20 protein-coding genes and 1 tRNA gene are annotated in these 23691 nt (G+C 71.3%); 4 read left to right on the forward strand and 17 right to left on the reverse strand.

What is annotated here, in order from left to right; genetic code table 11:
* Window positions 1-30: 30 nt before the first annotated feature.
* Window positions 31-2697: a DNA polymerase I gene (gene polA, locus WMI84_RS00405; RefSeq protein WP_347350010.1), complete on the reverse strand. Its 2667-nt coding sequence runs from the start codon at window positions 2695-2697 to the stop codon at window positions 31-33.
* Between the two features lie 49 nt (window positions 2698-2746).
* Here polA and WMI84_RS00410 point away from each other — a divergent pair, with 49 nt between their 5' ends.
* Window positions 2747-3172: a hotdog fold thioesterase gene (locus WMI84_RS00410; RefSeq protein ID WP_347350011.1), complete on the forward strand. Its 426-nt coding sequence runs from the start codon at window positions 2747-2749 to the stop codon at window positions 3170-3172.
* 6 nt (window positions 3173-3178) lie between these two features.
* Here WMI84_RS00410 and WMI84_RS00415 read toward each other — a convergent pair whose 3' ends face one another.
* Complete coding sequence (locus WMI84_RS00415; RefSeq protein ID WP_347350012.1) at window positions 3179-3766, reverse strand: GNAT family N-acetyltransferase; 588 nt, start codon at window positions 3764-3766, stop codon at window positions 3179-3181.
* Window positions 3767-4095: 329 nt separating this feature from the next.
* Here WMI84_RS00415 and WMI84_RS00420 point away from each other — a divergent pair, with 329 nt between their 5' ends.
* Window positions 4096-5235: an ABC transporter substrate-binding protein gene (locus WMI84_RS00420; protein ID WP_347350013.1), complete on the forward strand. Its 1140-nt coding sequence runs from the start codon at window positions 4096-4098 to the stop codon at window positions 5233-5235.
* A gap of 97 nt (window positions 5236-5332) precedes the next feature.
* Here WMI84_RS00420 and WMI84_RS00425 read toward each other — a convergent pair whose 3' ends face one another.
* From WMI84_RS00425 to WMI84_RS00455, 7 genes are all read right to left on the reverse strand, one after another.
* The gene (locus tag WMI84_RS00425; protein WP_347350014.1) at window positions 5333-6112 is read right to left on the reverse strand and encodes an ABC transporter ATP-binding protein; all 780 of its coding nucleotides are present in this window, start codon (window positions 6110-6112) and stop codon (window positions 5333-5335) included.
* Entirely contained in the window at window positions 6109-7041 is a 933-nt protein-coding gene (locus tag WMI84_RS00430; RefSeq protein ID WP_347350015.1) for an ABC transporter ATP-binding protein, read from the reverse strand. The genes WMI84_RS00425 and WMI84_RS00430 overlap by 4 nt, the downstream gene beginning before the upstream one ends.
* On the reverse strand, window positions 7031-8020 hold the full coding sequence (locus WMI84_RS00435) for a branched-chain amino acid ABC transporter permease (protein WP_347350016.1): 990 nt from the start codon (window positions 8018-8020) through the stop codon (window positions 7031-7033). The genes WMI84_RS00430 and WMI84_RS00435 overlap by 11 nt, the downstream gene beginning before the upstream one ends.
* 19 nt (window positions 8021-8039) lie before the next feature.
* Window positions 8040-9455: a branched-chain amino acid ABC transporter permease gene (locus WMI84_RS00440; protein WP_347350017.1), complete on the reverse strand. Its 1416-nt coding sequence runs from the start codon at window positions 9453-9455 to the stop codon at window positions 8040-8042.
* A 145-nt stretch (window positions 9456-9600) separates the two neighbouring features.
* Window positions 9601-10164: a response regulator gene (locus WMI84_RS00445; protein ID WP_347350083.1), complete on the reverse strand. Its 564-nt coding sequence runs from the start codon at window positions 10162-10164 to the stop codon at window positions 9601-9603.
* A gap of 88 nt (window positions 10165-10252) precedes the next feature.
* Window positions 10253-10335, reverse strand: a tRNA-Leu gene (locus WMI84_RS00450).
* 36 nt (window positions 10336-10371) lie between these two features.
* Complete coding sequence (locus tag WMI84_RS00455) at window positions 10372-12486, reverse strand: DNA topoisomerase IV subunit B (protein WP_347350018.1); 2115 nt, start codon at window positions 12484-12486, stop codon at window positions 10372-10374.
* A gap of 465 nt (window positions 12487-12951) precedes the next feature.
* On the opposite strand from WMI84_RS00455, the gene WMI84_RS00460 reads away from it, so the two are divergent.
* A complete protein-coding gene (locus WMI84_RS00460; RefSeq protein WP_347350019.1) occupies window positions 12952-13176 on the forward strand; it encodes a hypothetical protein in 225 nt (74 codons plus the stop codon).
* Window positions 13177-13545: 369 nt separating this feature from the next.
* Here WMI84_RS00460 and WMI84_RS00465 read toward each other — a convergent pair whose 3' ends face one another.
* From WMI84_RS00465 to metF, 7 genes are all read right to left on the reverse strand, one after another.
* The gene (locus tag WMI84_RS00465) at window positions 13546-13944 is read right to left on the reverse strand and encodes a DUF3040 domain-containing protein (protein WP_347350020.1); all 399 of its coding nucleotides are present in this window, start codon (window positions 13942-13944) and stop codon (window positions 13546-13548) included.
* An 80-nt stretch (window positions 13945-14024) separates the two neighbouring features.
* Complete coding sequence (gene dinB, locus WMI84_RS00470) at window positions 14025-15281, reverse strand: DNA polymerase IV (RefSeq protein ID WP_347350021.1); 1257 nt, start codon at window positions 15279-15281, stop codon at window positions 14025-14027.
* A 27-nt stretch (window positions 15282-15308) separates the two neighbouring features.
* Window positions 15309-16073, reverse strand: a complete 765-nt coding sequence (locus WMI84_RS00475; protein ID WP_347350022.1) for a methyltransferase domain-containing protein — start codon at window positions 16071-16073, stop codon at window positions 15309-15311.
* 36 nt (window positions 16074-16109) lie between these two features.
* Complete coding sequence (gene dnaE / locus WMI84_RS00480; protein WP_347350023.1) at window positions 16110-19946, reverse strand: DNA polymerase III subunit alpha; 3837 nt, start codon at window positions 19944-19946, stop codon at window positions 16110-16112.
* Window positions 19943-20389, reverse strand: a complete 447-nt coding sequence (locus tag WMI84_RS00485; RefSeq protein WP_347350024.1) for an SAV_6107 family HEPN domain-containing protein — start codon at window positions 20387-20389, stop codon at window positions 19943-19945. The genes dnaE and WMI84_RS00485 overlap by 4 nt, the downstream gene beginning before the upstream one ends.
* 18 nt (window positions 20390-20407) lie before the next feature.
* Entirely contained in the window at window positions 20408-20731 is a 324-nt protein-coding gene (locus WMI84_RS00490) for a DUF6504 family protein (protein WP_347350025.1), read from the reverse strand.
* 363 nt (window positions 20732-21094) lie between these two features.
* Window positions 21095-22021 (reverse strand): methylenetetrahydrofolate reductase [NAD(P)H], encoded by a 927-nt coding sequence (metF, locus tag WMI84_RS00495; RefSeq protein WP_347350026.1) that lies wholly within the window; start codon window positions 22019-22021, stop codon window positions 21095-21097.
* A 110-nt stretch (window positions 22022-22131) separates the two neighbouring features.
* On the opposite strand from metF, the gene WMI84_RS00500 reads away from it, so the two are divergent.
* Window positions 22132-23223: a polyprenyl synthetase family protein gene (locus tag WMI84_RS00500; RefSeq protein ID WP_347350027.1), complete on the forward strand. Its 1092-nt coding sequence runs from the start codon at window positions 22132-22134 to the stop codon at window positions 23221-23223.
* Window positions 23224-23263: 40 nt separating this feature from the next.
* On the opposite strand, the gene WMI84_RS00505 is transcribed toward WMI84_RS00500, so the two are convergent.
* Window positions 23264-23647, reverse strand: a complete 384-nt coding sequence (locus WMI84_RS00505) for an Rv2175c family DNA-binding protein (RefSeq protein WP_347350028.1) — start codon at window positions 23645-23647, stop codon at window positions 23264-23266.
* Window positions 23648-23691 lie beyond the last annotated feature (44 nt).

The following is a 23691-nucleotide window of genomic DNA, read 5'->3' on the forward strand; positions in this document are numbered from 1 at the left end:
CGCTCGCCGCACCGGCCCAGGGCCGGCGGGTCAGTGGGCCGCGTCCTGCCAGGACCGGCCGATGCCGATGTTGACGTCGAGCGGCACGTCCATCGCCGTCGCGCCGCCCATCTCGGTGCGCACGACCCGCTCCACCAGCTCCTGTTCACCCGGCGCGACCTCGAGGACGAGCTCGTCGTGGACCTGCAGCAGGATCCGGGATCGCAGGCCCTCCTGTCGCAGAGTTCGGTCGACGCCCAGCATCGCGACCTTCATGATGTCGGCCGCCGAGCCCTGGATCGGGGCGTTGAGCGCCATCCGCTCGGCCATCTCGCGGCGCTGCCGGTTGTCGGAGGTGAGGTCGGGCAGGTAGCGGCGCCGGCCGAACATCGTCGCGGTCCAGCCGGTCACCCTGGCCTGGGCCACGACCCCGGCGAGGTAGTCGCGCACCCCGCCGAACCGCTCGAAGTAGCCTGCCATCAGCCCGCGTGCCTCCTCGGTGCTGATGCCGAGCTGCTTCGAGAGGCCATAGGCGGACAGGCCGTAGGCGAGCCCATAGGACATCGCCTTGATCTTCGAGCGCATCGCGGCGGTGACCTCCTGCGGTGGCACGCCGAAGACCTGCGACCCGACGAAGCTGTGCAGGTCCTCGCCCGACCGGAACGCGGCGATGAGCCCCGCGTCACCGGACAGGTGGGCCATCACGCGCATCTCGATCTGCGAGTAGTCGGCGGACATCAGCGACTCGTAGCCGGCCCCGACGACGAACAGGCCGCGGATGCGCCGGCCCGCCTCGGTGCGGATCGGCACGTTCTGCAGGTTCGGGTCGGCCGAGGAGAGCCGCCCGGTCGCGGCCATGGTCTGCAGGTAGGTGGTGTGGATCCGTCCGTCGTCGGCCACGGACTTCTGCAGGCCCTCGACCGTCACCCGCAGCTTGGCCGCGTCGCGGTGCTCCAGCAGCGCCTTGAGGAAGGGGTGCTCGGTCTTGACCCAGAGCTCGGTGAGCGCGTCGGCGTCGGTCGTGTGGCCGGTCTTGGTCTTCTTCGTCTTGGGCATCTGCAGCTGGTCGAACAGCACGGTCTGCAGCTGCTTGGGCGAGCCGAGGTTGATCTGCTCCCCGTCGATCGCGTCCCACGCCTCCTGCTGGGCCTGCTCCACCTTGGCGGCGAACTCCTGCTCGAGCGCCTCGAGGCCCGCCGCGTCGACGGCAATGCCGGTCTCCTCCATCCGGGCCAGCACGTCGACCAGCGGGATCTCCATGTCGGCCAGCAGAGCGGTGCCGCCGGTGGCCTCGAGCTGCGCGTCGAGGGCGTCTGCCAGGTCGCGGATGGCGCTGGCCCGGACCATCGTGCTCTCCGCGACGTGCGCGTCGCCGTCGAGGTCGAGCAGCCCCTGGCCGCTCTCGGTCGCCCTGCCGAGCTCGCGCTTCAGGTTGCGCAGCACGAGGTCGTCGAGGTGGTAGGACCGCTGGTCAGGCTTGACCAGGTAGGCCGCGAGCTGGGTGTCGGAGGTGAGCCCGGCCAGTCGCCAGCCACGCGCCGCGAGCGCCTCGATCGGGCCCTTCGCGTCGTGCATGGCCTTCGGGTGCTCCGCCGACTCGAGCCAGCCGCCCACGGCGGCCTCGCCCTGTGGGGTCAGCATCGTGACCTCGACGAAGGCGGCGCTGCCGTCGGGGCTGGCGATCGCGAGCGCGACGACGTCGCCGGTGCCGTGCGCCCAGCTCCCGACTGCGTCCAGGCCGGCCCGCTGGGCCGGGGTCAGATGTGCGGCCACCCAGCCGGGCACCGCGTCCGGGTGCAGGACCGTGCCCGCGATGTCATAGCCGGCCTCCGCCTCGGGCTCGGGAGCCTCGATGGTGGAGAAGAGCCGGTCGCGCAGCACCCGGAACTCGAGCCCGTCGAAGAGGGTGTGGACCTGCTCGCGGTCCCACTGCCCCCGCTCCAGCTCGTCGACGGTGACCCCCACTGGCGCGTCGCTCACGAGCTGGTTGAGCCGCCGGTTGCGCAGCACCTGGTCGAGGTGCTCGCGCAGCGACTGCCCGGCCTTGCCCTTGACCTGGTCGACGCCGGCCACGATGCCGGCGAGGTCGCCGAACTGGCCGATCCACTTCGCCGCGGTCTTGGGCCCGACCCCCGGCACGCCCGGCAGGTTGTCGGAGGTCTCGCCGACGAGTGCGGCCAGGTCGCTGTACCGGGCCGGCGGCACCCCGTACCGCTCCTCGACGGCGGCCGGCGTCATCCGGGACAGCTCCGAGACCCCCCGGACCGGGTAGAGCACGGTGACCGTGTCGGAGACGAGCTGGAAGGTGTCGCGGTCTCCGGAGCAGATCAGCACCTCCATGCCCCGGTCGCGTGCCTGGCCGGAGAGCGTCGCGATGATGTCGTCGGCCTCGTAGCCCTCGAGCTCGACGTAGCGGATGCGCAGGGCGGCCAGGACCTCGTGGAGAAGCGAGATCTGTCCCTGGAACTCGTCGGGGGTGCGGGCCCGCCCGGCCTTGTACTCGGCGTACTGCTCGGAGCGGAAGGTGGGCCGGGACAGGTCGAACGCGACGGCGACGTGGGTCGGTTGCTCGTCGCGCAGCACGTTGATCAGCATCGAGGTGAACCCGTAGACGGCGTTGGTGTGCTGGCCGGTCGATGTCGAGAAGTTCTCCACCGGCAGTGCGAAGAAGGCGCGGTAGGCCAGCGAGTGCCCGTCGAGCAGGAGGAGTCGGCTCACACGGGAAGCCTAGCCACCGCCACCGACGGCCCGGCCTACGATCGGCACCATGACCGACGTCTCCGAGATCCTCGCGTCGCTGCAGGGCCAGACCAAGGGCACCCTCATCGAGCGGATGGGGATCGAGATCACCGAGGCCACCCGGGAACGGGTCGTGGGAACCATGCCGGTCGCCGGGAACACCCAGCCGTACGGCCTGCTCCACGGTGGCGCGAGCGTCGTGCTGGCCGAGACGCTCGGCTCCGTCGGGGCCGGACTCTGCGCCGGTCCCGGTCGCGTCGCCGTCGGGCTGAACATCAACGCGACCCACCACCGGGCCGCCCGTCAGGGCACCGTGACGGGCGTGGCCACCCTGCTCAGCGGCGGCCGGACGGTGGCCACCTACGACGTCGCGATCACCGACGCGGCCGGCGAGCGGGTCTGCACCTCCCGGATCACCTGCCTGCTGCGCGACGCCCCGCCGGCGCGGGAGTGATCCCGTTCAGCCGATCGTGCGCGGCGGGGGCACGCGGCGTCCGCGGGCGCGCAGGTCGCGGCGGCGCTGGAGCACCTGGGCGATCGGGCGCCGGGAGGACGCACCCACTCCGGCGAGCCGACGCTCGAGTGCCGACACGGAGGTGACCCGACGGACGGTCTCGGGCGCGAAGCCGATCCGGGCGAAGAACCGGTTGCTCTCGCGGTCGTGTGCCGGCACGAGGCTCGCGACATGCCCCGCCCCGACCCTGTCGGCGTACCGCAGCGTCGTCGCGAGCAGCGCCGTGGCGACACCCTGCCGACGGTGCTCGGGCAGCACATGGAGCATGCTGATCGACACGCACGGCGCATCCACCAGCGGGCTGCGCGTGGAGTCGACGACCAGGACGTAACCGGCCGGGCGGCCCTCGACGGAGGCGATGAACGCGCAGATGTCGGGCCGGTCGAGCGCGGTGCTCAGGGTCCCGTCGTCCGCGAGCCGGCGGGCCGCCTCGGGGGTCGTGCCGGACTCGATGCGGTGCGCCACCCACAGCTCGATGAAAGGGCCACGCAGGGCTCCCTCGACGCGCTGCACCTCGACCCCTGGTCTACCCATGCATCCTCCTGTCAGACCCCGAGCCAACATCCTGACCCTACGCTCGGTAGCCCGACTCCGGAAGGTGTTCCCGGACCCGGGTCACAGGTTGGTCTCATGTCCCCCGGACGCGCCGCCACCCCACTAGGGTGGCCGCACACCATCGGGCGTGGATGGCTGCGCCCGGACTCTTGCGGGAGGGAAGAATGCGTTTGACAGGGCTCAGGGCTGCCACCGCGGTGGCGGCCGTGACACTACTTGCCGCGGCGTGTGGGGGCGGCGGCAATACCGGCGGTACGGGCGGCAGCCCGACCGGTGGGAGCACGGCCGGCGGGGGGTCGGCCGAGGCGATGAAGTTCGGCTACGTGCTTCCCGAGACCGGTTCGCTGGCCTACCTCGGCCCGCCGCAGATCGAGGCGATGAAGTACGCGATCTCGCTGATCAACAAGGACGGCGGCGTGCTGGGCAAGCAGCTGCCCGCCCCGGTCGGCGGTGACGAGGCCGACGACCAGGCCCTCGCCAACCAGGCCGCGGACCGGGTGCTCGCCGCGGGCGTCAACGCCATCATCGGCGCCGCCGCCTCCGGCATGTCCCTGGCGATCATCGACAAGGTCACCGGGGCGGGCGTCGCCCAGTGCTCCGGGTCCAACACGGCCCCGACGTTCACCGGCTACAAGGACAACGGGCTGTACTTCCGCACCGCGCCCTCGGACGCGCTGCAGGGCCCGGTGCTGGCCGACCAGGTCATCTCCGACGGCCACAGCCAGGTGGCGATCACCGCTCGGGCCGACGACTACGGCAAGGGTCTGGCCGACGCGACGGCCAAGGCGTTGCAGAACGGCGGCGCGACGGTCGTGCTCAACGAGACCTACGACCCCAAGGCGACCGACTTCAACGCGACGGTCCAGAACATCGTCGCCAAGAAGCCCGACGCCGTCGTGATCGTCGCCTTCGAGGAGGGCAAGCAGATCATCCAGGGCCTGATCGAGGCGGGGCTGACGCCGCAGAAGGTCGGCATGTACGGCGCCGACGGCCTGCGCAACGCCGACCTCGGCAAGCTCGTCAGCCCGAAGGACCCGAGCAAGCTCGCGGGCTTCAAGGGCACGGCGCCCGCCTCGGCCGACAACCCGGACTTCCTGAAGAACCTCAAGACGTTCGCGCCCTCGCTCAAGGAGGTCCAGTTCGCCCCGCAGGTCTACGACTGCGTCAACATCCTGGCGCTCGCCGCCGAGCAGGCGAAGTCGACCAAGGCCGACGACTTCAAGAAGTACGTCAACGGCATCACCAAGGACGGCGACAAGTGCACCAGCTTCGCCGACTGCAAGAAGCTCATCGACGAGGGCAAGGACGTCGACTACGACGGCGCGAGCGGCCCGCTCGACTTCACCGACGCCGGTGAGCCCGGTAGCGCCTCGATCGAGGTCTACGAGTTCGACAAGACCGGCGCCCTGAAGACCCTCAGGACCGTCCAGTCCAAGCCGGCCTCGTGACCGGGGGCAGCCGACCCGCTCGCTGAGCCGAGCGGCATACCCGAGAAGGGCCCTGACCACCGCGGTGGTCAGGGCCCTTCCGCCTGGGCGGCACGGTCTACGTGGCGATCCGGGCCAGGGTGCCGAGGTACAGCTCGACGACCTTGGGATCTGCCATGAGCTGGCGGCCGGTGCCGGTGTAGGCGTCCTTGCCCTGGTCGAGGACGTAGGCGCGGTCGCTGATCTCGAGGCAGCTGTTGGCGTTCTGCTCGACCATGAGGATCGAGACCCCCGAGTCGTTGATCGTCTTGACGGCCTCGAAGACGCTGTCCTGCATGATCGGCGACAGGCCGGCCGACGGCTCGTCGAGGAAGAGGACGTCGGGGCTGGTCATGAGCGCGCGGCCCATGGCGACCACCTGCCGCTCACCGCCCGAGAGCGAGCCGCAGCGCTGGTGGCTGCGCTGGCCCAGGAGCGGGAAGAGCTCGACGACTACCTTGAACCGCACCCCGAACTCCTTGGGGCGCAGGTAGATCCCCATCTGCAGCGTCTCCTCGATGGTCAGCGAGGGGAACACGTTGTCGTTCTGCGGAACGTACCCGAGACCCTTGGCCACCAGATGGTGCGCGCGCGCCCCGGTGATCTCCTCGTCGCGCAGCAGGACCTGTCCCCCCCGGATCGGGACCAGCCCGAACATGGCCTTGATCAGGGTGGACTTGCCGGCCCCGTTGGGGCCGATGATCCCCACCAGCTCACCCTGCTCGACGTGGACGGTGCACCCGTTCAGGACGTTCACCTCGGGGATGTAGCCCGCGACGAGCTCCTTCGACCGGAGCAGGGGCGGACCCGTCCCCGTCGACCCTCCGACATCCGACCCGCTGCCTGCCGCGTTGCTCATGATGCGTCCTCCGAGGTCGTGGGGAGGGCCCGGCGCTTGCCGAGGTAGGCCTCGATGACCTTCTCGTTCGTGCGGATGTCGTCGGGCCGGCCCTCGGCGATGACCGCACCCTCGGCGAAGACCACGATCCAGTCGCTGATGCTCATGATGACGTCCATGTCGTGCTCGACGAGGACGATCGACATGCCGTCGTCTCGCAGCTGCTGGATGTGGCCCAGCAGAGACTGCACGAGAGCCGGGTTCACGCCGGCCATCGGCTCGTCCAGCATGATCATCGTCGGCCCGACCATCATCGCCCGGGCCATCTCGAGCAGCTTGCGCTGGCCACCTGACATGGTGCCGGCGAACTCGTCGCGCATGTGCCCGAGTCGGAACCTCTCGATGAGGGCGTCGGCCCGCTGCTCGACGTCCTTCTCCTGGCTCGTCCACACCCAGCGCAGTGGAGCGGTGAGCATCCGTTCGCCCCGCTGTCCGGTCGCCCCGAGCATGACGTTCTCGAGGGTCGTCAGCCGCATCAGGGCCTTGGTGAGCTGGAACGTGCGCACCATGCCGAGCCGGGCGATCCGGTAGGCCGGCGAGCCGCTGATGTCCGTGCCGTTGAACGACCAGCTGCCCGTGTCCGGCTTGTCGAACCCGCTGACCAGGTTGAAGAAGGTGGACTTGCCGGCTCCGTTCGGGCCGATGAGGGCCGTTATCGTGCTGCGCTGGACCTCCAGGTGGTCGACCCGGACGGCCTTGACACCGCCGAAGGACCTGCTCACGTTGTCGGCCACGAGGATCGCGTCGGGCTTGGCGACGCCGGGCTCGGCGGCGACTCCCGCCAGGGCGGCTGCGGCCCGCCTGGCCCCCTCGCTCTTGACGGCTGCGCCGGTCGCGACGATCTCCTCGCGAGCCTCGACGACGGTGGGGTTGCTCATCTCATCGGACATCGAGACGCAGCTCCTTGGGGTCGCCGAGGATCCCGGCAGGTCGGTAGATCATGAGCAGCAGCAGGCACAGCCCGACGAAGACGAACCGCATCGCGCCGACGTCCGGGCCGCTGAGGACATCGCCCGAGATGACCCCCGATGCGGTCGCGTTGCGCAGCAGCGAGTCGAGGAAGGTGGCCAGGAACCAGAAGATGATCGAGCCGAGCACCGGCCCGAGAATGCGGCTGGCCCCGCCGAGGATCATGATCGCCCAGAGGTAGAACGTCACCGCGGGGTTGAAGTTGTCGGGGTTGACCGACTGGGTGGCGATCGCGATCAGTGCTCCGGCGATGCCGCCGATGACCCCGCCCAGCACCAGCGACTGCATCTTGTAGGCGTACACGTTCTTGCCCAGGCTGCGCGCGGCCAGCTCGTCCTCGCGGATGGCCCGCAGCACCCGGCCCCACGGACTGCGGATCAGCAGCAGGACCAGCACCGACGTCAGGGCGACCAGGCCCCAGCCGACCGTCATGACCCACAGGTTGCGGGCCGAGAAGAAGAACGGTCCGAGCACGAGGTCGGTGCTGTACGGGTTGAGGGCGAAGAACTCGTCGGCGAACTGTCGCAGGCCGTAGACGCCGCCGGTGATCGGCGCGGCCCAGTCGGACCGGTAGAAGTAGCGCAGCACCTCCGCACCGGCGATCGTCGCGATCGCGAGGTAGTCCCCGCGCAGCCGGAGCGTGGGGATGCCGAGGATCAGGGCGAGCAGGACCGAGCAGGCGATCCCGACGAGCAGCCCGACCCAGAGGCTGAGGCCCCAGGTCGAGACGCTGACGGCGACGCCGTACGCGCCGACGAGCATGAACCCGACGTGGCCGAAGTTGAGCAGTCCGGTGAAGCCGAAGTGCAGGTTGAGGCCGACGGCGGCCAGGGCGTAGATCGCGGCCTCCGGGCCGAGCGCGCCGCGCAGGGCGTTGGACAGGACATCGGTGAAGTTCATGGTCGCTACTCCCTGCGCCTCAGCCGGCGCGCTCCGCTCGCCCGAGGATGCCCTGCGGCCGGATCAGCAGGACGATGATGAGCGCGAGCAACGCCCACGCGTTCTGCAGCGACGGCGGGAACCACAGGTTGGACAGCTGCGAGACGAGGCCGACGATGATGCTGCCGACCATCGCGCCGTAGGCGCTGCCGAGCCCGCCGAGGATGACACCGGCGAACATCAGCAGCAGCAGGTTGAAGCCCATGTCCCAGTAGACGGCACCCTGGGTCACGCCGAAGAAGACGCCCCCGAGCGCGGCGAGGGCGCCGCCGATGACCCAGATCGTCAGGATGACCCGGTCCACGTCGATGCCCGAGGCCTCGGCGAGGTCCTTGTTGTCGGCCACGGCGCGGGCGGCCTTGCCCATGCGGGTGCGCTGCAGCAGCACGGCGACCAGGACGAGGATGCCGAAGGAGGCGAGCGTCACGATGAGGTCACGCGGCGTGATCGAGATCGGCCCGAGCTGCATGGCCGGCTGCAGCGCGTACTCCGAGTACTTCTCGCGCCGCCCCGAGAACACCACCAGGATCAGGTAGCGGAGGAACAGCGAAAGGCCGATCGAGATGATGAACATCTGGATCAACCCGGTGCCGCGCCGCCGCATCGGCCTCCACAGGCCCAGGTCCAGGCCACCACCGAACAGGCCCCCCGCGATGACGGCGGCGACTCCGCCGACGATCAGCGGCATCGAGCCAGGGCTCGTGCTGACCCAGAACGCGACGACCGCGCCGATCGTGACCAGCTCGCCGTGCGCGAAGTTGATCAGCCGGGTCGTGCCGAAGATGAGCGACAGTCCCACCGCCGTGATCGCGATGATGGCGCCGAGCTTCAGCCCCTCGACGACGAGCTGCAGGACCCGGTCGAGGGTCACCCCCTCGCCGCCCTCGCCCGTGGCACCCGGTTCGTTCTGGTCGCCCGACTGGCTGGACCCACTCGTCGGCTGCGGAGCCGACCCCGGCTTCGGCTGCTGCTGCTGGCTGGTGCTGATCAGCGGGAAGATGACGGTGCGCTGCTGCTGTGGCCGGACCACGACCGCGGCGAGTACCTCGCCACCCTTGTCGCGCGGCTGCACTCCCTGCGGCAGCGTCGACAGGTCGAGCTTGAGGGTGTACTCGCCCGGGCCCGGAAGTGGGATCTGCCACTGGCCCTGGGCATCCGAGGTGGCCGAGCCGACGGTCGTGCCGTTCTGCTCGGCGGTGATCGTGACCCCGCTCGCGGGCTTGCCGCCAGGTCCTCGCAGGGTGCCCTTGAGGCTCTGGTCGCCCTCGGCCGTCTGCAGGGCGGGATGGTCCGCGCGCGTGGGTGCGGCACCCGCGACGGCTGCGCTCGCGGCCCCGGCCCCGGTCAGGCAGAGCAGGAAGAACGCGGCTACTATCGCGATCAGGCGTGGTCGCACGGCGGCCTCCTTCAAATTCGCTGCCCGGATTGAACCACAGCGGGGGGGTCGCTGCGCAGACCTCGGCCGGACTCGCTCTGAAGTTGTGACCTGTCGACGGCCCAAGCCCGGCCAAACCGGACCTGCGTCGCGGCCCGGCCGCCGCTCAGGCGGCGGGGAAGCCCTTGATGACTGCCTCGGCGACCTCTTTCATGCCGAGACGACGGTCCATCGCGGTCTTCTGGATCCAGCGGAACGCGTCTGCCTCGGTGAGCTTGAGCTGGGTCATCAGGACGCCCTTGGCGCGGTCGACGAGCTTGCGCGTCGCGAGTCGCTCGCCGAGGTCGGCGATCTCCGCCTCGAGCGCCTTGACCTCCTGCCAGCGCGAGCGGGCGATCTCGATCGCGGGTCGCAGGTCGTCGGCGCTGAACGGCTTGACGACATAGGCCATGACGCCGGCGTCCCGGGCACGTTCGACCAGCTCGGTCTGCGAGAAGGCGGTGAGCATGATGACCGGGCAGAGGTGGTTGTCGTGGATCTGCTCGGCTGCCGCGAGCCCGTCGAGCACGGGCATCTTGATGTCCATGATGACGACGTCGGGCTCGAGCTCGGTGGCGAGCTCGACAGCCTGCTGACCGTTGGACGCCTGTCCGACGACCTCGTAACCCTGCTCACCGAGCATCTCGACCAGGTCCAGCCGGATCAGCGTCTCGTCCTCGGCCACGACGATGCGGGTCGCCGAGGTGGGCTTGCCGGCCGGTTGCTTCGCGGTCTGCTCGGCGGTGCTCTCGTCTCCGGTCACGATGAGAGCCTAGCGGTGCCGGGAGCGGGACTTGAACCCGCACGACCTTGCGGCCAGAGCATTTTGAGTGCTCCGTGTCTGCCATTCCACCACCCCGGCGGGTGCCGAGCCAGCATACCGATCGGGGCACCCGGCTCAGGCGTCGATCCGCTCGCGATCGACCTCGGCGGCCGACTCGATGATGAAGTCCTTGCGCGGCGCTACGTCGCTGCCCATCAGCAGCTCGAAGACCCGTTCGGCCGCGTCGAGGTCGCGCATGGTGACCCGGCGCAGGGTGCGGTGCCGCGGGTCCATGGTCGTGTCGGCCAGCTGATCGGCGTCCATCTCGCCCAGCCCCTTGTAGCGCTGGAGCGGCTGCTTGATGCGCTTGCCCTTCTTCTCCAGGCTGCTGACGGTGCGGCGCAGCTCCAGCTCGTTGTAGGTGTAGATCAGCTCGTTCTTCTTCGCCCCGGCGCCCACCACCTCGATGCGGTGCAGCGGGGGCATCGCGGCAAAGACCCGTCCGGCCTGGACGAGCGGGCGCATGTAGCGGAAGAAGAGGGTGAGCAGCAGGGTGCGGATGTGGGCGCCGTCGACGTCGGCGTCGGTCATGATGATGACCTTGCCGTACCGGGCCGAGGCCAGGTCGAACGTGCGTCCCGACCCGGCGCCGATGACCTGGATGATCGCGGCGCACTCGGCGTTCTTGAGCATGTCCTGGATCGATGCCTTCTGCACGTTCAGGATCTTGCCGCGGATCGGCAGGAGGGCCTGGAACTCCGAGTTGCGGGCCTCCTTGGCCGTGCCCATGGCCGAGTCGCCCTCGACGATGAACAGCTCCGACCGCTCGACGTCGTGGGTGCGGCAGTCGCGCAGCTTGGCCGGCAGGGTGGAGGACTCCAAGGCGTTCTTGCGCCGCTGGGTCTCCTTGTGCAGCCGCGCGCTGATGCGCGTCTTCATCTCCGCGACGACCTTCTCGAGCAGCCGGGCCGACTGGTCCTTGTCACCGCGCCGGCCCGAGGTGATCCGCTCCGTCAGCTGCTGCTCGAGGACCCTGGCGACGATGCCACGCACCGCCGACGTGCCGAGGACCTCCTTGGTCTGCCCCTCGAACTGCGGCTCGGCCAGGCGAACCGTGACGACCGCGGTGAGCCCGGCCAGGACGTCGTCCTTCTCCGGCTTGTCACTGCCCACCTTGAGCCGCCGGGCGTTGACCTCGAGCTGCTTGCGGAAGACCTTGAGCAGGGCCTGCTCGAAGCCGGCCACATGGGTGCCACCCTTGGGCGTGGCGATGATGTTGACGAACGACTGGACTCGGGTGTCGTACCCCTGCCCCCAGCGCAGCGCGATGTCGACCAGGCACTCCCGGTCCACCGCGGTGGGGGTCAGGTGACCGCGGTCGTCCAGCACCGGGACCGTCTCGGTGAAGCTGCCGGACCCGGTCAGGCGCCACACGTCGGTGATGCCGGGGTCGGGGGCGAGGAACTCGGCGTACTCGGTGATGCCGCCCTCGTGCTGGAAGACCTGTTCGATCGGGGTCTCCGGCCCGGATCCCGGCCGCTCGTCGCGGAGCACCAGGCGCAGGCCGGGGACCAGGAACGAGGTCTGGCGCACCCGCGCCGCCAGGGCCTCGTAGTCCAGTGTCGCGCCCTTGAGGAAGATCTGGGGGTCCGGCCAGAACCTGACCCGCGAGCCGGACACCCCGCGGCGCACCTTGCCGATGACGGGCAGGGCCCGCTTGGACTCGTATGCGGTGAACGGCGCCTCGGGCGAGTGGACCCCCACGGAGTCCCGGAAGGCGCCCGGCTCACCGCGCCGGAAGCTCATCGCATACGTCTTGCCGCCCCGGTCCACCTCGACGTCCAGCCGGGCGGAGAGCGCGTTGACCACGGAGGCACCGACGCCGTGCAGGCCACCCGACGCGGAGTAGGAACCGCCACCGAACTTGCCGCCGGCATGGAGCTTGGTGAAGACGACCTCGACGCCCGAGAGCCCGGTGCGCGGCTCGATGTCGACCGGGATCCCTCGCCCGTCGTCTCGCACGACGATCGACCCGTCGGATCCGAGGATCACCTGTATCTCGGTGCACACGCCCGCGAGCGCCTCGTCGACGGAGTTGTCGATGATCTCCCAGAGGCAGTGCATGAGACCACGCCGGTCGGTCGAGCCGATGTACATCCCGGGTCGCTTCCGGACGGCCTCGAGCCCCTCGAGAACCTGCAGGTGACGGGAGGTGTAGTCGCCGTTGGCGGAGCTGGGGCGGGATGCCACGTGCGGTGTCCTCTTTCGTGCGGTGTCCTCTTTCGTGCAGTGTCGTTCTTCATGCAGTGTTGCTTCTCCTGCAGTGTTGCTTCTCCTGCAGTGTCGCTTCTCCTGCATGGCTCGAGCGGGCTCGCGCACCGGCCGGCGACAGCATGCTAACGAGCGGTCCTGACACACCGAGGAAGGCTCGCGGAACTGGGGCGATGCCGGGCGTCCAAGGCCCGGGGCGAAGGGTCCCGGTAGGATCGACACGCCGTCGGCTGGGTAACGATCTGGGTATCAGCACGTCTCATCTCACGAGCCTGCGCCACGGGAAGGAATGAACGTGTTTCACTGTTGGAACGACCACGAGATGCGACGGCGCAGGATCGGCCCGGCCAGGCGGCTGGTAGGAGAGCCCGTCGCGATCGTCAGGCGTAGTTGGTCGGGCCACCCTCGTGGGGGCCCCGAGGGAAGAGAGAAGGCGAGAACGAGATGAACACAGTGTTGGCACCCGAGTTGACGGCTGCAGACCGCTGTGACCGGTGTGGCGCGCAGGCGTACGTTCGTGCTCGCCTCGTCTCCGGCGGTGAGCTGCTCTTCTGCGCCCACCATGGCCGGGAGCACCTGCCCGCGTTGCAGGGCTTGGCCGTCGAGATCCACGACGAGAGTGCCCGGCTCGCACAGACCCCGGGATCCGCTCCCGTCGACGAACGGTGACGCCCCGGCGACCCAAGCGGTGACACCGCGGCGACCCAGGAGGTAACGCTCCGGCAATCGACGTGCATGGCGTCCACTTGGGGCGCAAGATCCGGGGACGACGACGGGGCAAATGAGCTGGGTCGACGTATGGCGACGCCCGGCGCATGTCCGATCTCCTCGGGCGTCGTTCTCGATCGCTCGCTGAACGCGTGTCGGCTCTCTGAACAGAACACGTCGGCTGGCCGACCACAATCAACCGCCCAGAGCGTCCAAGTACGGCCAGAGCCACTCGAAGTCACGCATCAGGACGCCTGGCGCCGGGGTCACTGGCGTAGCGAGCACATCAGGCGGGCTGAGCGGTGACCTCGGTGCGGCGGTGCCGCTCACTCACCACTGGTCTCGCCGACGCTTCTCCCATCGCTGCTCGAGCCGCTCCATGAAGCTGCCGTGGCCGGCCGTCTGCTTGCCCTTGCCTCGGGAATGGCTCGTTGCCGTGCCGTTCTCGCCGACGGAGCGCAGTGCTGTGCGCGCCGGAGAGACGGCATAGGCGATGCCGGCGACCATGACGGCGAAGCCGATGGCCCCCAGCCAGATGAGCGAGCTCATGGCGGAGAAGATCACCAGAGCGAGCCCGGCCACACCAGCCACGACACCGATGACGATCCGTCCTCGCCCCAGACGGCGAGACCGCGTCTTCTGGATCCGCGAGGCGAATCGCGGGTCCTCGGCATAGAGCGCCTCCTCCATCTGCTGAAGGAGCGCCTCCTCGTGTTCCGAGAGTGCCACTTGGCACCTCCCTGTGCTGTGCGTCCGACTCTGGAATCCGGTGTGATCCGACTTGACACTGATCATACGTGGACTCCCTTTCAGGATAGGTCCGGTTGCTCGTCCTGTGAACCTGAGCCCGAGTCGGGGATGAGGCTGGCCGGACGAACCGAGCCGGCGCCGAACCGGGCGCTCGCGCGGTCGACCGCTCGGTCGGCCTCGCGCCACCCCCGCTCCGGCTCGTCGAGCGTCGCCTGGATCGGGGTCCCGCTCGATCGAGCGAGCCCTTCGAGCCGGACCCCGACGAGTCGGATGCGCGTCCGCTGCAGGCCGAGCCGGTCGAACAGCTCGACCGCGGTGGCGTGGATCTCCCGTGACACGTCGGTGTGCCCGCGCAGCGTCTTGGCTCGGGTGATCGTCGTGAAGTCGGCGAACCGGACCTTGATCGACACGGTCCGCCCGCTCACCCCCGCGGCTCGGGCCCGAGCCGCGGTCCGGTCGGACAGGCGCAGCAGCTCGCGGCGCACCACGGCGGGGTCGTCGACGTCGTAGGAGAAGGTCTCGTCGGCACCGATGGACTTCTCCCGCCGCTGCCGCTCGACCGGCCGCGGGTCGCGGCCCCAGGCAAGATCGTGCAGGGTGCGCCCGGCAGCCCCACCGAGGGCACGCTGGAGCGTCTCGACCGGGGTGTGGGCCAGGTCGGCGATGGTGCGCAGGCCGAGCCGGTGCAGGTGCTCCTCGGTGCGGTCCCCGACTCCCCAGATCGCCGCGACGGGCAGCTGGTGCAGGAAGGCGACCGTCTCGTCACGCGGCACGACGAGCAGGCCGTCCGGTTTGGCCAGGCCCGAGGCGAGCTTGGCGACGAACTTCGTCGTGGCGACGCCGACCGAGCAGGTGATGCCCTGTTCGTCGGCGATGGTGTCTCGCAGCAGCTCGCCGACCCGGGCCGGTGGCCCGACCCGCCGGGCGGCACCCGAGACGTCGAGGAAGGCCTCGTCGAGCGAGAGTGGCTCGACGAGCTCGGTGAACGTCGCGAACGTCGCCATGATCGCCTCCGAGATCGCGGCATAGCGACGGTGGTCGGGCGGGATGACGACGGCGTGTGGGCAGAGCCGTCGTGCCTGTGCCATCGGCATGGCCGAGGTGACCCCGAACGCCCGGGCCTCGTAGGTGGCCGACAACACGACCGACCGTCCGGAACCACCGATGATGACCGGCCGTCCGCGAAGGTCCGGTCGCGAGAGGAGCGAGGCGGACGCGTAGAAGGCGTCCATGTCGACGTGCAGGGTCGTGCACCCGGTGTCGTCGGGCGGTCCGGGCTCGCGCCGGGCCGGCACGCTGAACTGACGGCGACTCATCGCACGGCGCTCCGGCGGGCCCGGCCCTCAGCCGCGACGGGCGACGACGTACAGGGCACTGCCGAGCGTGCCGAGGACCTCTCGGCCCGACCCGCGCACGAGCAGGTCGTCGAGCTCGTCGAGAGCAGCGCGGTCGGCCTCCGAGTCGACGAGCGAGGCCGGGACCAGGTGCGAGAGAATCCCGGCACCACGGGCCTGCTCGATGGCGAACCCGGCCGCGGTGAGCAGTCCGGTGAGCCGGTCGAGGTCGAACCGGCGCGGGAGCGGGTCCTGGGCGCCCCAGCGCCCGGCAGGGTCGAGCAGGGCGGCGCGGGCGTGGCCGAACTCGCCGCCGATCGCCTTGGCGAAGACGACGGCGAGTCGGCCGGCGACGACGAGGGACAGCACCCCGCCCGGCCGAAGGACCGTCGCCGTCGCGCGCAGGGTCCTGGACGGGTCGTCGACGAACTCGAGCGTGCCGTGGCAGCAGGCGAGGTCGAAGATGGCGCCGGGCAGGACCGACTCGAGGGAGTCGCCGTCGCCCTGCAGCCCGGTGACCCGGCCGGAGACTCCGGCCTCACGGGCGCGGTCGCCGAGTGCGGCCAGGGCGTTCGGGCTGGGGTCGACGACGGTGACCCGGTGGCCCGAGACGGCGAGCGGGACGGCGACTCCGCCGGTGCCTCCGCCGAGATCGAGCACCTCGAGGGGATGGCCGAGACGCTGGGTGCAGCTCGCCGCGAGGAGCTCGGTCGCCGCGACCACGGCAGAGGTGCGGGCCACGGACCGGTGCTGGCCTCGCTGGTCCTCGCGCACGACGTCCTCCTCGGGCCGGAATGGTGCGGTCTCACCTTAGTGCCCCGCACTCCCGGAGCTGGCATGCCACAGCTTGCGCGGGGCGGCCCCGTACGAGCCGCCGGTCGGCACGAGGCCACCGGGCCGGGCACCGTGGACGGCGGTCCCGGCGGGACGCACGTCGGCATAGGGTGACTGTCGGTAGCCGGAGGCGTGCACGAGGACCCGGCGACCGCCTCGGTGCGACTGCACGTCGACTTCCGTGAGCGCTGCCGCCCGGGCGCGAGCCGATCGTTCGGCCTCGGTCAGGGCTGCGTGGAGGGCAGGGGGCCCGCCCCGGGACCAGGCCTCCTGCAGACCGCTCAGCTCCCAGGCCCCGGTCGCCCGGATGGACAGGCCCCGGCGACCGGTCCTGCGGACCAGCCCCCGGCACAGGAGCAGCCACGAGTGGAAGACGGTGGCGGCATACGGACCCTGGACATCCTCGAAGAAGGTCAGGTCGATCGGGCCGGTCGCGTCGTCGAGGGTCAGGAAGATGACGCGCCGACCGGACCTGACCGGCGGTGTCTGGGTCGCAACCTTGACCCCGGCCACCCACACCTGCCGACCGTTGCGCCCGGCGAGCAGGTCGCGGGCACGGCTGACCCCGAGCTCGGCGAGCACCGGCTCGTAGAAGTCGGCGACGTGCCTGCTCGCGTCGAGCCCGAGCACCTCGAGCTCGGCGCGCACGCGCTCCGGCCAGGTCATCTCGGGCAGGCCGCTCGTCGCCGCGAGCCGGGGAGCGTCGCCGAGGTCGAGGGCCAGCTGGGAGGCGACCGGGCCGGATGGCCCGGCCGGTCCCTCCGACTGGGCCGCGGCCAGCGTGCGGACGTCGGGCGGCTCGGCGTGGCCGGCCGGCCCGGCGCTTCGGTGGACCGGCCCCGACGTGACGCGCCGGACACCATGGCCGGCACCCGACCACCGGTCGAGCTCGGCGAGGTGGAGCAGCAGGTCGCGCCGGGTGACCCTGCCACGCCGCCCGAGCTCGAGGGACGAGCCGATCCCGTGGATGCTGTCGAAGCCACCGGCGAGGACGAGACGCTCGGCCACCGGGCGGGAGACCTGCGCCCGCTGCCAGAAGTCGGACAGGCTGGCGTACGGCGCGCCTGCGACGATCTGCTCGACCTCCGTCGCGGCGATGCCGTGGACGTCGGCCAGCGAGAGCCGGATCCCGGGACGGCCGTCGGAGCCGACCTCGTAGCGGTAGCTGCCCGTGCTGACGTTGACGTCGAGCGCGAGCACGGCCACGCCGAAGGCACGAGCGTCGTCGAGGATGAGCCGCTTCGGATACATGCCCGGGTCGTGGGTGAGGACACCGGCGAAGAAGGCGGCCGGATGGTGCGCCTTCAGCCAGGCGGACTGGTAGGTCGGCAGGGCGAACGCCGCCGCGTGCGCCTTGCAGAACCCGAACGAGGCGAACGCCCGCAGCACACCCCAGATCCGGTCGGCCTCGGACGGCCCGTAGCCGCGCGCGAGCGCCGTCGGCCGCCACCATCGTTCGACCCGCTCCTGCCCGTCGGTGCTGCCGAGGGCACGGCGCACCTCGTCGGCCTCGGCCAGGCTGATCCCCGTCGTCTCGGCGATGATCCGCATGACCTGCTCGTGGAAGACGACGACCCCCTCGGTCTCGGCGAGTGCGGGCACGAGCGACGGGTGGAGGCAGTCGCGCTCCCGCCAGCCCTGGCGCGCCTCCAGGAACGGGATGATCATGTCGGACTTGACCGGGCCGGGACGGAACAACGAGATGTCGATGACGAGGTCGTCGAACCGCTCTGGGCCGAACTTGCCGATCAGCTCACGCTGGCCCGGGCTCTCGATCTGGAAGCATCCCAGCGTGCGGGTGGACCGGATCAGCGCGAAGGTCTGCTCGTCGTCATGGGGCACCTGGGCCTCGTCGTCGAGGTCGACGGACACTCCCTCGACCCGGGCGACCTCGGCGACCGCGTGGGCCATGGCCGACTGCATCCGCACGCCGAGGATGTCGAGCTTGAGCAGGCCGAGCGTCTCGACGTCGTCCTTGTCGAACTGGCTCATGGGCAGGCCCAGCCAGCTTGCCTCGACCGGCGTACGGTCGAGCAGGCCGGAGTCGGACAGGACGACGCCACAAGGGTGCAGGGCGACGTGCCGGGGCAGTCCGTCGAGTCGCTCGACGAGGTCGAGGACAAGCTGTAGCCGTGGCGCGTCGAACCCGCTCGCGCGCAGCTCGGGCAGCTCGGCCAGCGCGGTGCGGGCGTTGCGGGCGGCGATGTGTGGGAACGCCTTGGCCATCGCGTCGACCTCGACGGGCGGCAGCCCGAGGGCGGACCCGACGTCCCGGATCGCGTGGCGCACCCGGTAGGTGTCCATCATCGAGACACAGGTGACGCGCTGCCCGCCGAACCGCTCGAGCACCCGCTCGTAGATCTCGGTCCGGCGCGCGGACTCGACGTCGACGTCGATGTCGGGCAGCTGGGCCCGCAGCGGCGAGCAGAACCGCTCCATGAGCAGGCCGTACCGCATCGGGTCGACCCCGGAGATGCCGAGCAGGTAGTTGACGAGCGAGCCGGCCCCCGACCCCCGCGCGGCGACCCGGACGTCCATCTCGCGGATGAGGTCGCACACGGCCGCGACGGTCAGGAAGTAGGTCGGGTAGCCGAGCGTCTCGATGACGGCGAGCTCGTCCTCGAGACGCCCGCTGACCGCCTCGAGACGGGCTCCCGAGGCCGCGGGGTAGCGGGTACCGATCGCCTCCCGGCAGCGCCGGGCGAGCACGTGCTGCGGGCTCACCCCGGGCCGGATGCCGAGCACGTCGGGTTCGGGCAGGTGGACCGCCCCGACCCCGAGGTCTGCGCGTGGGTCCTGGATGCAGTCGTCGGCGAGCCGCAGCGTGGAGCGGAGCAGGTCGTCGGCGACCTCGCGGTCAGGCCGGTCGCCGCCGGCGATCGACCCGGGCCCACCGGCCCGGGCGACGTCGAGGGCGAGCGCGTGCATGAGCGGGGTCGGCGCCAGGTGGGCCGCGGTCGTGACCCGGTCGAGGTGGCGCGCCTCGAGCGGGACGAGGCGGCGGGCCGCGTCGAGCAGGTCGGCCACCGGCGCATCCTCGGGGTCGGCGTGCCGGACCGCGGCGGTGATGACCGCACGAACTCCGGCCGCATGCGCCAGGGCGAGCATCCGGCCCGCCTGCCCGAGGCTGCCGGGCCGGCCCTCGGGCCCGCCGTGGCAGACGACCTCGACAGCGACGCAGCCGGGTGGCAGGAGGGCGACCCACCGCTCCAGCGCGGCACGGGCAGCCGTGTGCCGCCTGGCCAGGACGGCACGGCCGACATCCGAGTCGGGGCCGAGCAGCACGGCGAGCCGTCCGGGCGAGCTGCCGTCGAACTCGTGGGCCCCACACTCGTTGCCCCCGAACTCGCGGACCGCGCGCTCGTGGGCCCCGAACGCATGTTCGGCGACGAGTGCAGGTGTCGTCACGGGCCGCCCCCGCTCCCCACCCAGGTGGGTCGCGGTGACGAGCCGGCAGAGGGCTGCCCAGCCGGCGCCCGGCGCGAGCCCGGCGGCCCCGCCCCTGGCGAGCACCGTGACCCGCGGCAGCCGGGGGTCGACGGCGACCCCTCCGCGGACCGGGGCCCGGGCCCGGCGCTCCGGTGGCCCGGGGTGGGGGCCGAGCGCGAGGTCGACCCCGAGGATCGGGGCCACGTGAGCCTGCGTGCAGGCCCGGACGAACTTCACCGCCCCGTAGAGGCCGTCACGGTCGGTCAGGGCCAGGGCCGGCTGCCCCCACGCGGCGGCCCGCTCGACGAGCACCTCGGGCTGGGCCGTGCCGTAGCGCATCGAGTAGCCGGAGGCGACGTGCAGGTGGACGAAGCTGCCGGTCATGCGCTGCTCCCGGCGTGGTGCGAGACGAGAGCCGGCGTGATCGACTCGGGCAGCGGGTCAGCGGTCGGGACACCGAGTCGGTCCGAGACGATCTGCAGGAACATTCCCGACTGGCGCAGCAGGTCGTCGGCCGCGCGCGCCGGGATCCGCCCGCCGCGGTCGGCGAGCGCCTGCTGTCGGGATGCGGCAGCGAAGAACGCGGCCCACTCCCCCAGCTCGGGTGCGACCTCGGGCAGGACGTGCCAGACGCTTCGTAGCCGACCTCGCGGCACGGGCCGGGTCCGGGCGGCGACGAGAGCCGCAGCCGCCCGGAGTGCCCCGAGGCATGCCTCGCGATGGCGCTCGGCGGCATCGGCCGCCCGGCAGGCGGACTCGAGCGTCGCCCGGGACCGTTCGAGCAGGTCGGCCACCGCGAAGGGAAGGCGGGAGGCGGGTGCAGGCATCGTGACAGCTCCCCGTCCTCAGTCGGCGACACGCACGAGCGACCACCGGCCGCCGTCGTGGCCATCGTGCGCGAGGTCGTAGACGCCCGGGCTGTAGGACCAGCCGCGGCTGGCCTCGACCCGCCAGACCTCGTGCTCCCCTGCTGCGGCGGAGAGGGCCGCCCCGGGCTCGACGGGGGTCTCGTGGTCGAGGGCGTCGCGCCACCAGGCCCGTCGCTCGCGCCACTGACCGAGCACGTCCCGTACGACGTAGAGCCTTCCTCGCCAGATGAAGGCCTCCGGGCGGCGGTCTGCCCCCTCGCCGGGCCGGACCTCGACCGGATCGCTGAACCTGCGCACCACGACACGTCTCCTTCAGGACACATCGACGTCGGAGCCACGACCCGGGGTGGCCCTGCGGACCACCGGCCCCTACCGACGACTTCGGGTTGACCTTGATATCGAACCGACCGGATGATCGAACCGACCGGATGATCGAACGAGTGGATCCAGTTTGAATCGAACATTCGTTCGAATGAATTCATCGTAACCCATGGCGCCGACACCGTGTCAAGACGACACCGGACCAAACGGTGCCGGCTGCCCCTCCCCGCCGTAGCACCGCCCTGCTCGTCCGTCAGGCCCGTGCCGGAGCAGCAGCCTGGACAGCCGGTGCCCGGTCCGGTGCCCTCGACGGCTGGTCGCCGCGGGTGCCGCCGGGTGGGCTCAGACCGGTACCGGCACGCCGAGGCTCGCGTGCACCTCGAGCGTCGCCGAGGACCGGTTCATCGTGATGAAATGAATGCCGGGAGCCCCCTCGTCGAGCAGGCGCCGCGCCGACTCCGTCGCGATCTCGATCCCCTCGGCCCGGACCGCCACGGTGTCCTCGCCGTGCCGGTCGAGCCGATCCGTCACCGCCACCGGCATCGGTTGTCCGGCGAGCTGGGCCATCCGGACCACCTGGCGTGCGTTCGTGATCGGCATGATCGAGGGCACGACCGGCAGCTGCGACCCGCGCCGCACGAGCGCGTCGCGCAGGCGCAGGTAGTTGTCGACGTCGAAGACCATCTGGGTGATCGCGAACTGCGCCCCTGCCCGCTCCTTGCGCAGCAGGGTCTCGACGTCTGCATCGAGGTCGGCGGACTCGGGGTGGCCGTCCGGAAAGGCCGCCACCCCGACGGTGAAGTCGCCCAGACCCCTGACGAGGGCCACCAGCCCGTCGGCGTGGTCGAGCCCCTCCGGGTGGGCGCTCCACGGCGTCCCCAGGCCACCGGGCGGGTCGCCGCGCAGCGCGAGGACGTTGCGGATCCCGACGCTCGCGTAGTGCCCGACCACGGACCGCAGCTCGGCCACCGACGAGCCGACGCACGTCAGATGCGCCATGGCGGTCAGCGAGGTCTCCTGGGCGATCCGCCCGGTGACCCGCACCGTCCGGTCGCGGGTGCTGCCGCCGGCGCCGTATGTCACTGACACGAAGCTGGGCGCCACCTTCTCGAGGTGCCGGATCGCCTGCCACAGCTGCGCCTCGGCCGCGTCGTCCTTCGGAGGGAAGAACTCGAAGCTGATGCTCGGCCGCTCGGCCCGGACCATCGCCGGGATCGAGCGGGTGAACCGCTCCGCGCGCGCCATGGACGACGCCGTGCCGTGTGCCATGAGGCCACCGTACGGGTCCGGCCCCGTCGATGCAGGCCCGTTCCGCCGAGGGCGAGCCTCCCGGTTGGCTAGGCTGGCCGCATCCCGTGACCACAGCGACGGAGGAACCGGTGCCCCGATCGACCGACCTGCCCGGGCTGCGTCGACGGGTCCAGCAGGCCGTGGCCGACCAGATCGCGGCGGCGTCGCGCGACCTGGCCGAGATCGGACCCGACCTCGCCCCGCTCGTCGATGCCGTCTCGACCCTGCTCACCGGCGGCAAGGGGCTGCGCGCCGGCTTCCTCTACTGGGGTCACCGCGCCGCCGGCACCCCCGACTCGGACCAGCTCGTCCGGCTGGCCGCCAGCATGGAGTTCTTCCAGGGGGCTGCGCTGCTGCACGACGACGTCATGGACCGCAGCGACACCCGTCGCGGTATGCCGTCCGCCCACCGTGCGATCGCCACGCTCCACGAGCAGCGGGGCTGGGCCGGCGATCCCGGGCGTTTCGGGGAGGGCACCGCGATCCTGGCCGGCAACCTCTGCCTGACGTGGTGCGACCAGCTCTACGCCACCTGCGGCCTGCCCGTCGCCGACCTGGCCCGCGGCCGGAGCCTTTTCGACCGGATGCGCACCCAGCTGATGGGCGGCCAGTTCCTCGACCTGCTCGAGTCGGCGCGCGGCTGGGCCGCAGCCGACCTCGACCAGCGGATCGAGGCGGCCCGCACCGTGATCCGCTACAAGAGCGCGAAGTACACGATCGAGCAGCCGCTGCTCATCGGCGCGCTGGTCGGCGGCGTCCCCGACGAGGCGCTGCCCTTCCTCTCGGCGTACGGGCTGGCGCTCGGTGAGGCGTTCCAGCTGCGCGACGACCTGCTCGGCGTCTTCGGTGACCCGGCGGCGACGGGCAAACCCGCCGGCGACGACCTCCGAGAGGGCAAGCGGACGGTACTGATCGCATATGCCCTCGACGGAGCCGACCCCGGCGACCGGCAGATCCTCGAGTCGCAGCTGGGGCGAGCCGACATCGACCCGGTCGGGGTCGCCGTGCTGCGCGACCTGATCAAGCGTTCCCGGGCGATCGAACGGGTCGAGCGCCTCATCGACGTGCGCGTCATGGAGGCCCGCGCCGCGCTCGCCCGGGCGGCCGCCCACGGGCTCGCCGAGCCGGCCACCCGGGCGCTCGAGGCACTCGTCTCGACCTCGACGGCGCGCCGGGCCTGACCTCGGGTCGGGCCCGACCTCGGGCCGAGGCCGGCTCGGGTCAGAGCGCTTCGGCCTGCGCGCGCCGGCGCACCTCCCGCTTGCGGCCCGCCCACAGGGCATCGATGGGAGCGCGCCCGACAGGCAGGGTCGCGTCCGGGGTGAAGAGCCAGCGGATGATCTGCGCGTCGTCCATCCCCCCGTCCGACAGGACCGTGATCGTGCCCTTGAGGTCGGCGCGGGGTCCGGACTCGTCGTAGAACCGGGCGGGCACCGCGAGCACCGACCGCGGCCCGACCCGTACCGCGACGACCTCACGGTCGGCGATGGACCGGCGCACCCGGCTGAGGGGGACACGAAGGCGTTCGGCGACGTCCGGGACGGTCAGCCACTCGCCGACGAGGGCCTGCAGGTCGGGGTCGACGGCGTGGGGTGTGGAGGTCACACCGGCCAGTCTGCCATCGCCGTCCCGGACCGGCCGGGCTGCGG

The sequence above is a fragment of the Intrasporangium sp. genome, from assembly GCF_039812505.1.
In the GTDB taxonomy this organism is placed as follows: Bacteria; Actinomycetota; Actinomycetes; order Actinomycetales; family Dermatophilaceae; genus Intrasporangium_A.

What these genes read in the sequence shown, in the direction of transcription:
- WMI84_RS00410 (WP_347350011.1), top strand. Translation starts at nt 2,747, where the DNA reads ATGACCGACGTCTCCGAGATCCTCGCGTCGCTGCAGGGCCAGACCAAG.
- WMI84_RS00415 (WP_347350012.1), bottom strand. Translation starts at nt 3,766, where the DNA reads ATGGGTAGACCAGGGGTCGAGGTGCAGCGCGTCGAGGGAGCCCTGCGT.
- WMI84_RS00420 (WP_347350013.1), top strand. Translation starts at nt 4,096, where the DNA reads ATGAAGTTCGGCTACGTGCTTCCCGAGACCGGTTCGCTGGCCTACCTC.
- WMI84_RS00425 (WP_347350014.1), bottom strand. Translation starts at nt 6,112, where the DNA reads ATGAGCAACGCGGCAGGCAGCGGGTCGGATGTCGGAGGGTCGACGGGG.
- WMI84_RS00430 (WP_347350015.1), bottom strand. Translation starts at nt 7,041, where the DNA reads ATGTCCGATGAGATGAGCAACCCCACCGTCGTCGAGGCTCGCGAGGAG.
- WMI84_RS00435 (WP_347350016.1), bottom strand. Translation starts at nt 8,020, where the DNA reads ATGAACTTCACCGATGTCCTGTCCAACGCCCTGCGCGGCGCGCTCGGC.
- WMI84_RS00460 (WP_347350019.1), top strand. Translation starts at nt 12,952, where the DNA reads ATGAACACAGTGTTGGCACCCGAGTTGACGGCTGCAGACCGCTGTGAC.
- dinB (WP_347350021.1), bottom strand. Translation starts at nt 15,281, where the DNA reads ATGAGTCGCCGTCAGTTCAGCGTGCCGGCCCGGCGCGAGCCCGGACCG.
- dnaE (WP_347350023.1), bottom strand. Translation starts at nt 19,946, where the DNA reads ATGACCGGCAGCTTCGTCCACCTGCACGTCGCCTCCGGCTACTCGATG.
- WMI84_RS00485 (WP_347350024.1), bottom strand. Translation starts at nt 20,389, where the DNA reads ATGCCTGCACCCGCCTCCCGCCTTCCCTTCGCGGTGGCCGACCTGCTC.
- metF (WP_347350026.1), bottom strand. Translation starts at nt 22,021, where the DNA reads ATGGCACACGGCACGGCGTCGTCCATGGCGCGCGCGGAGCGGTTCACC.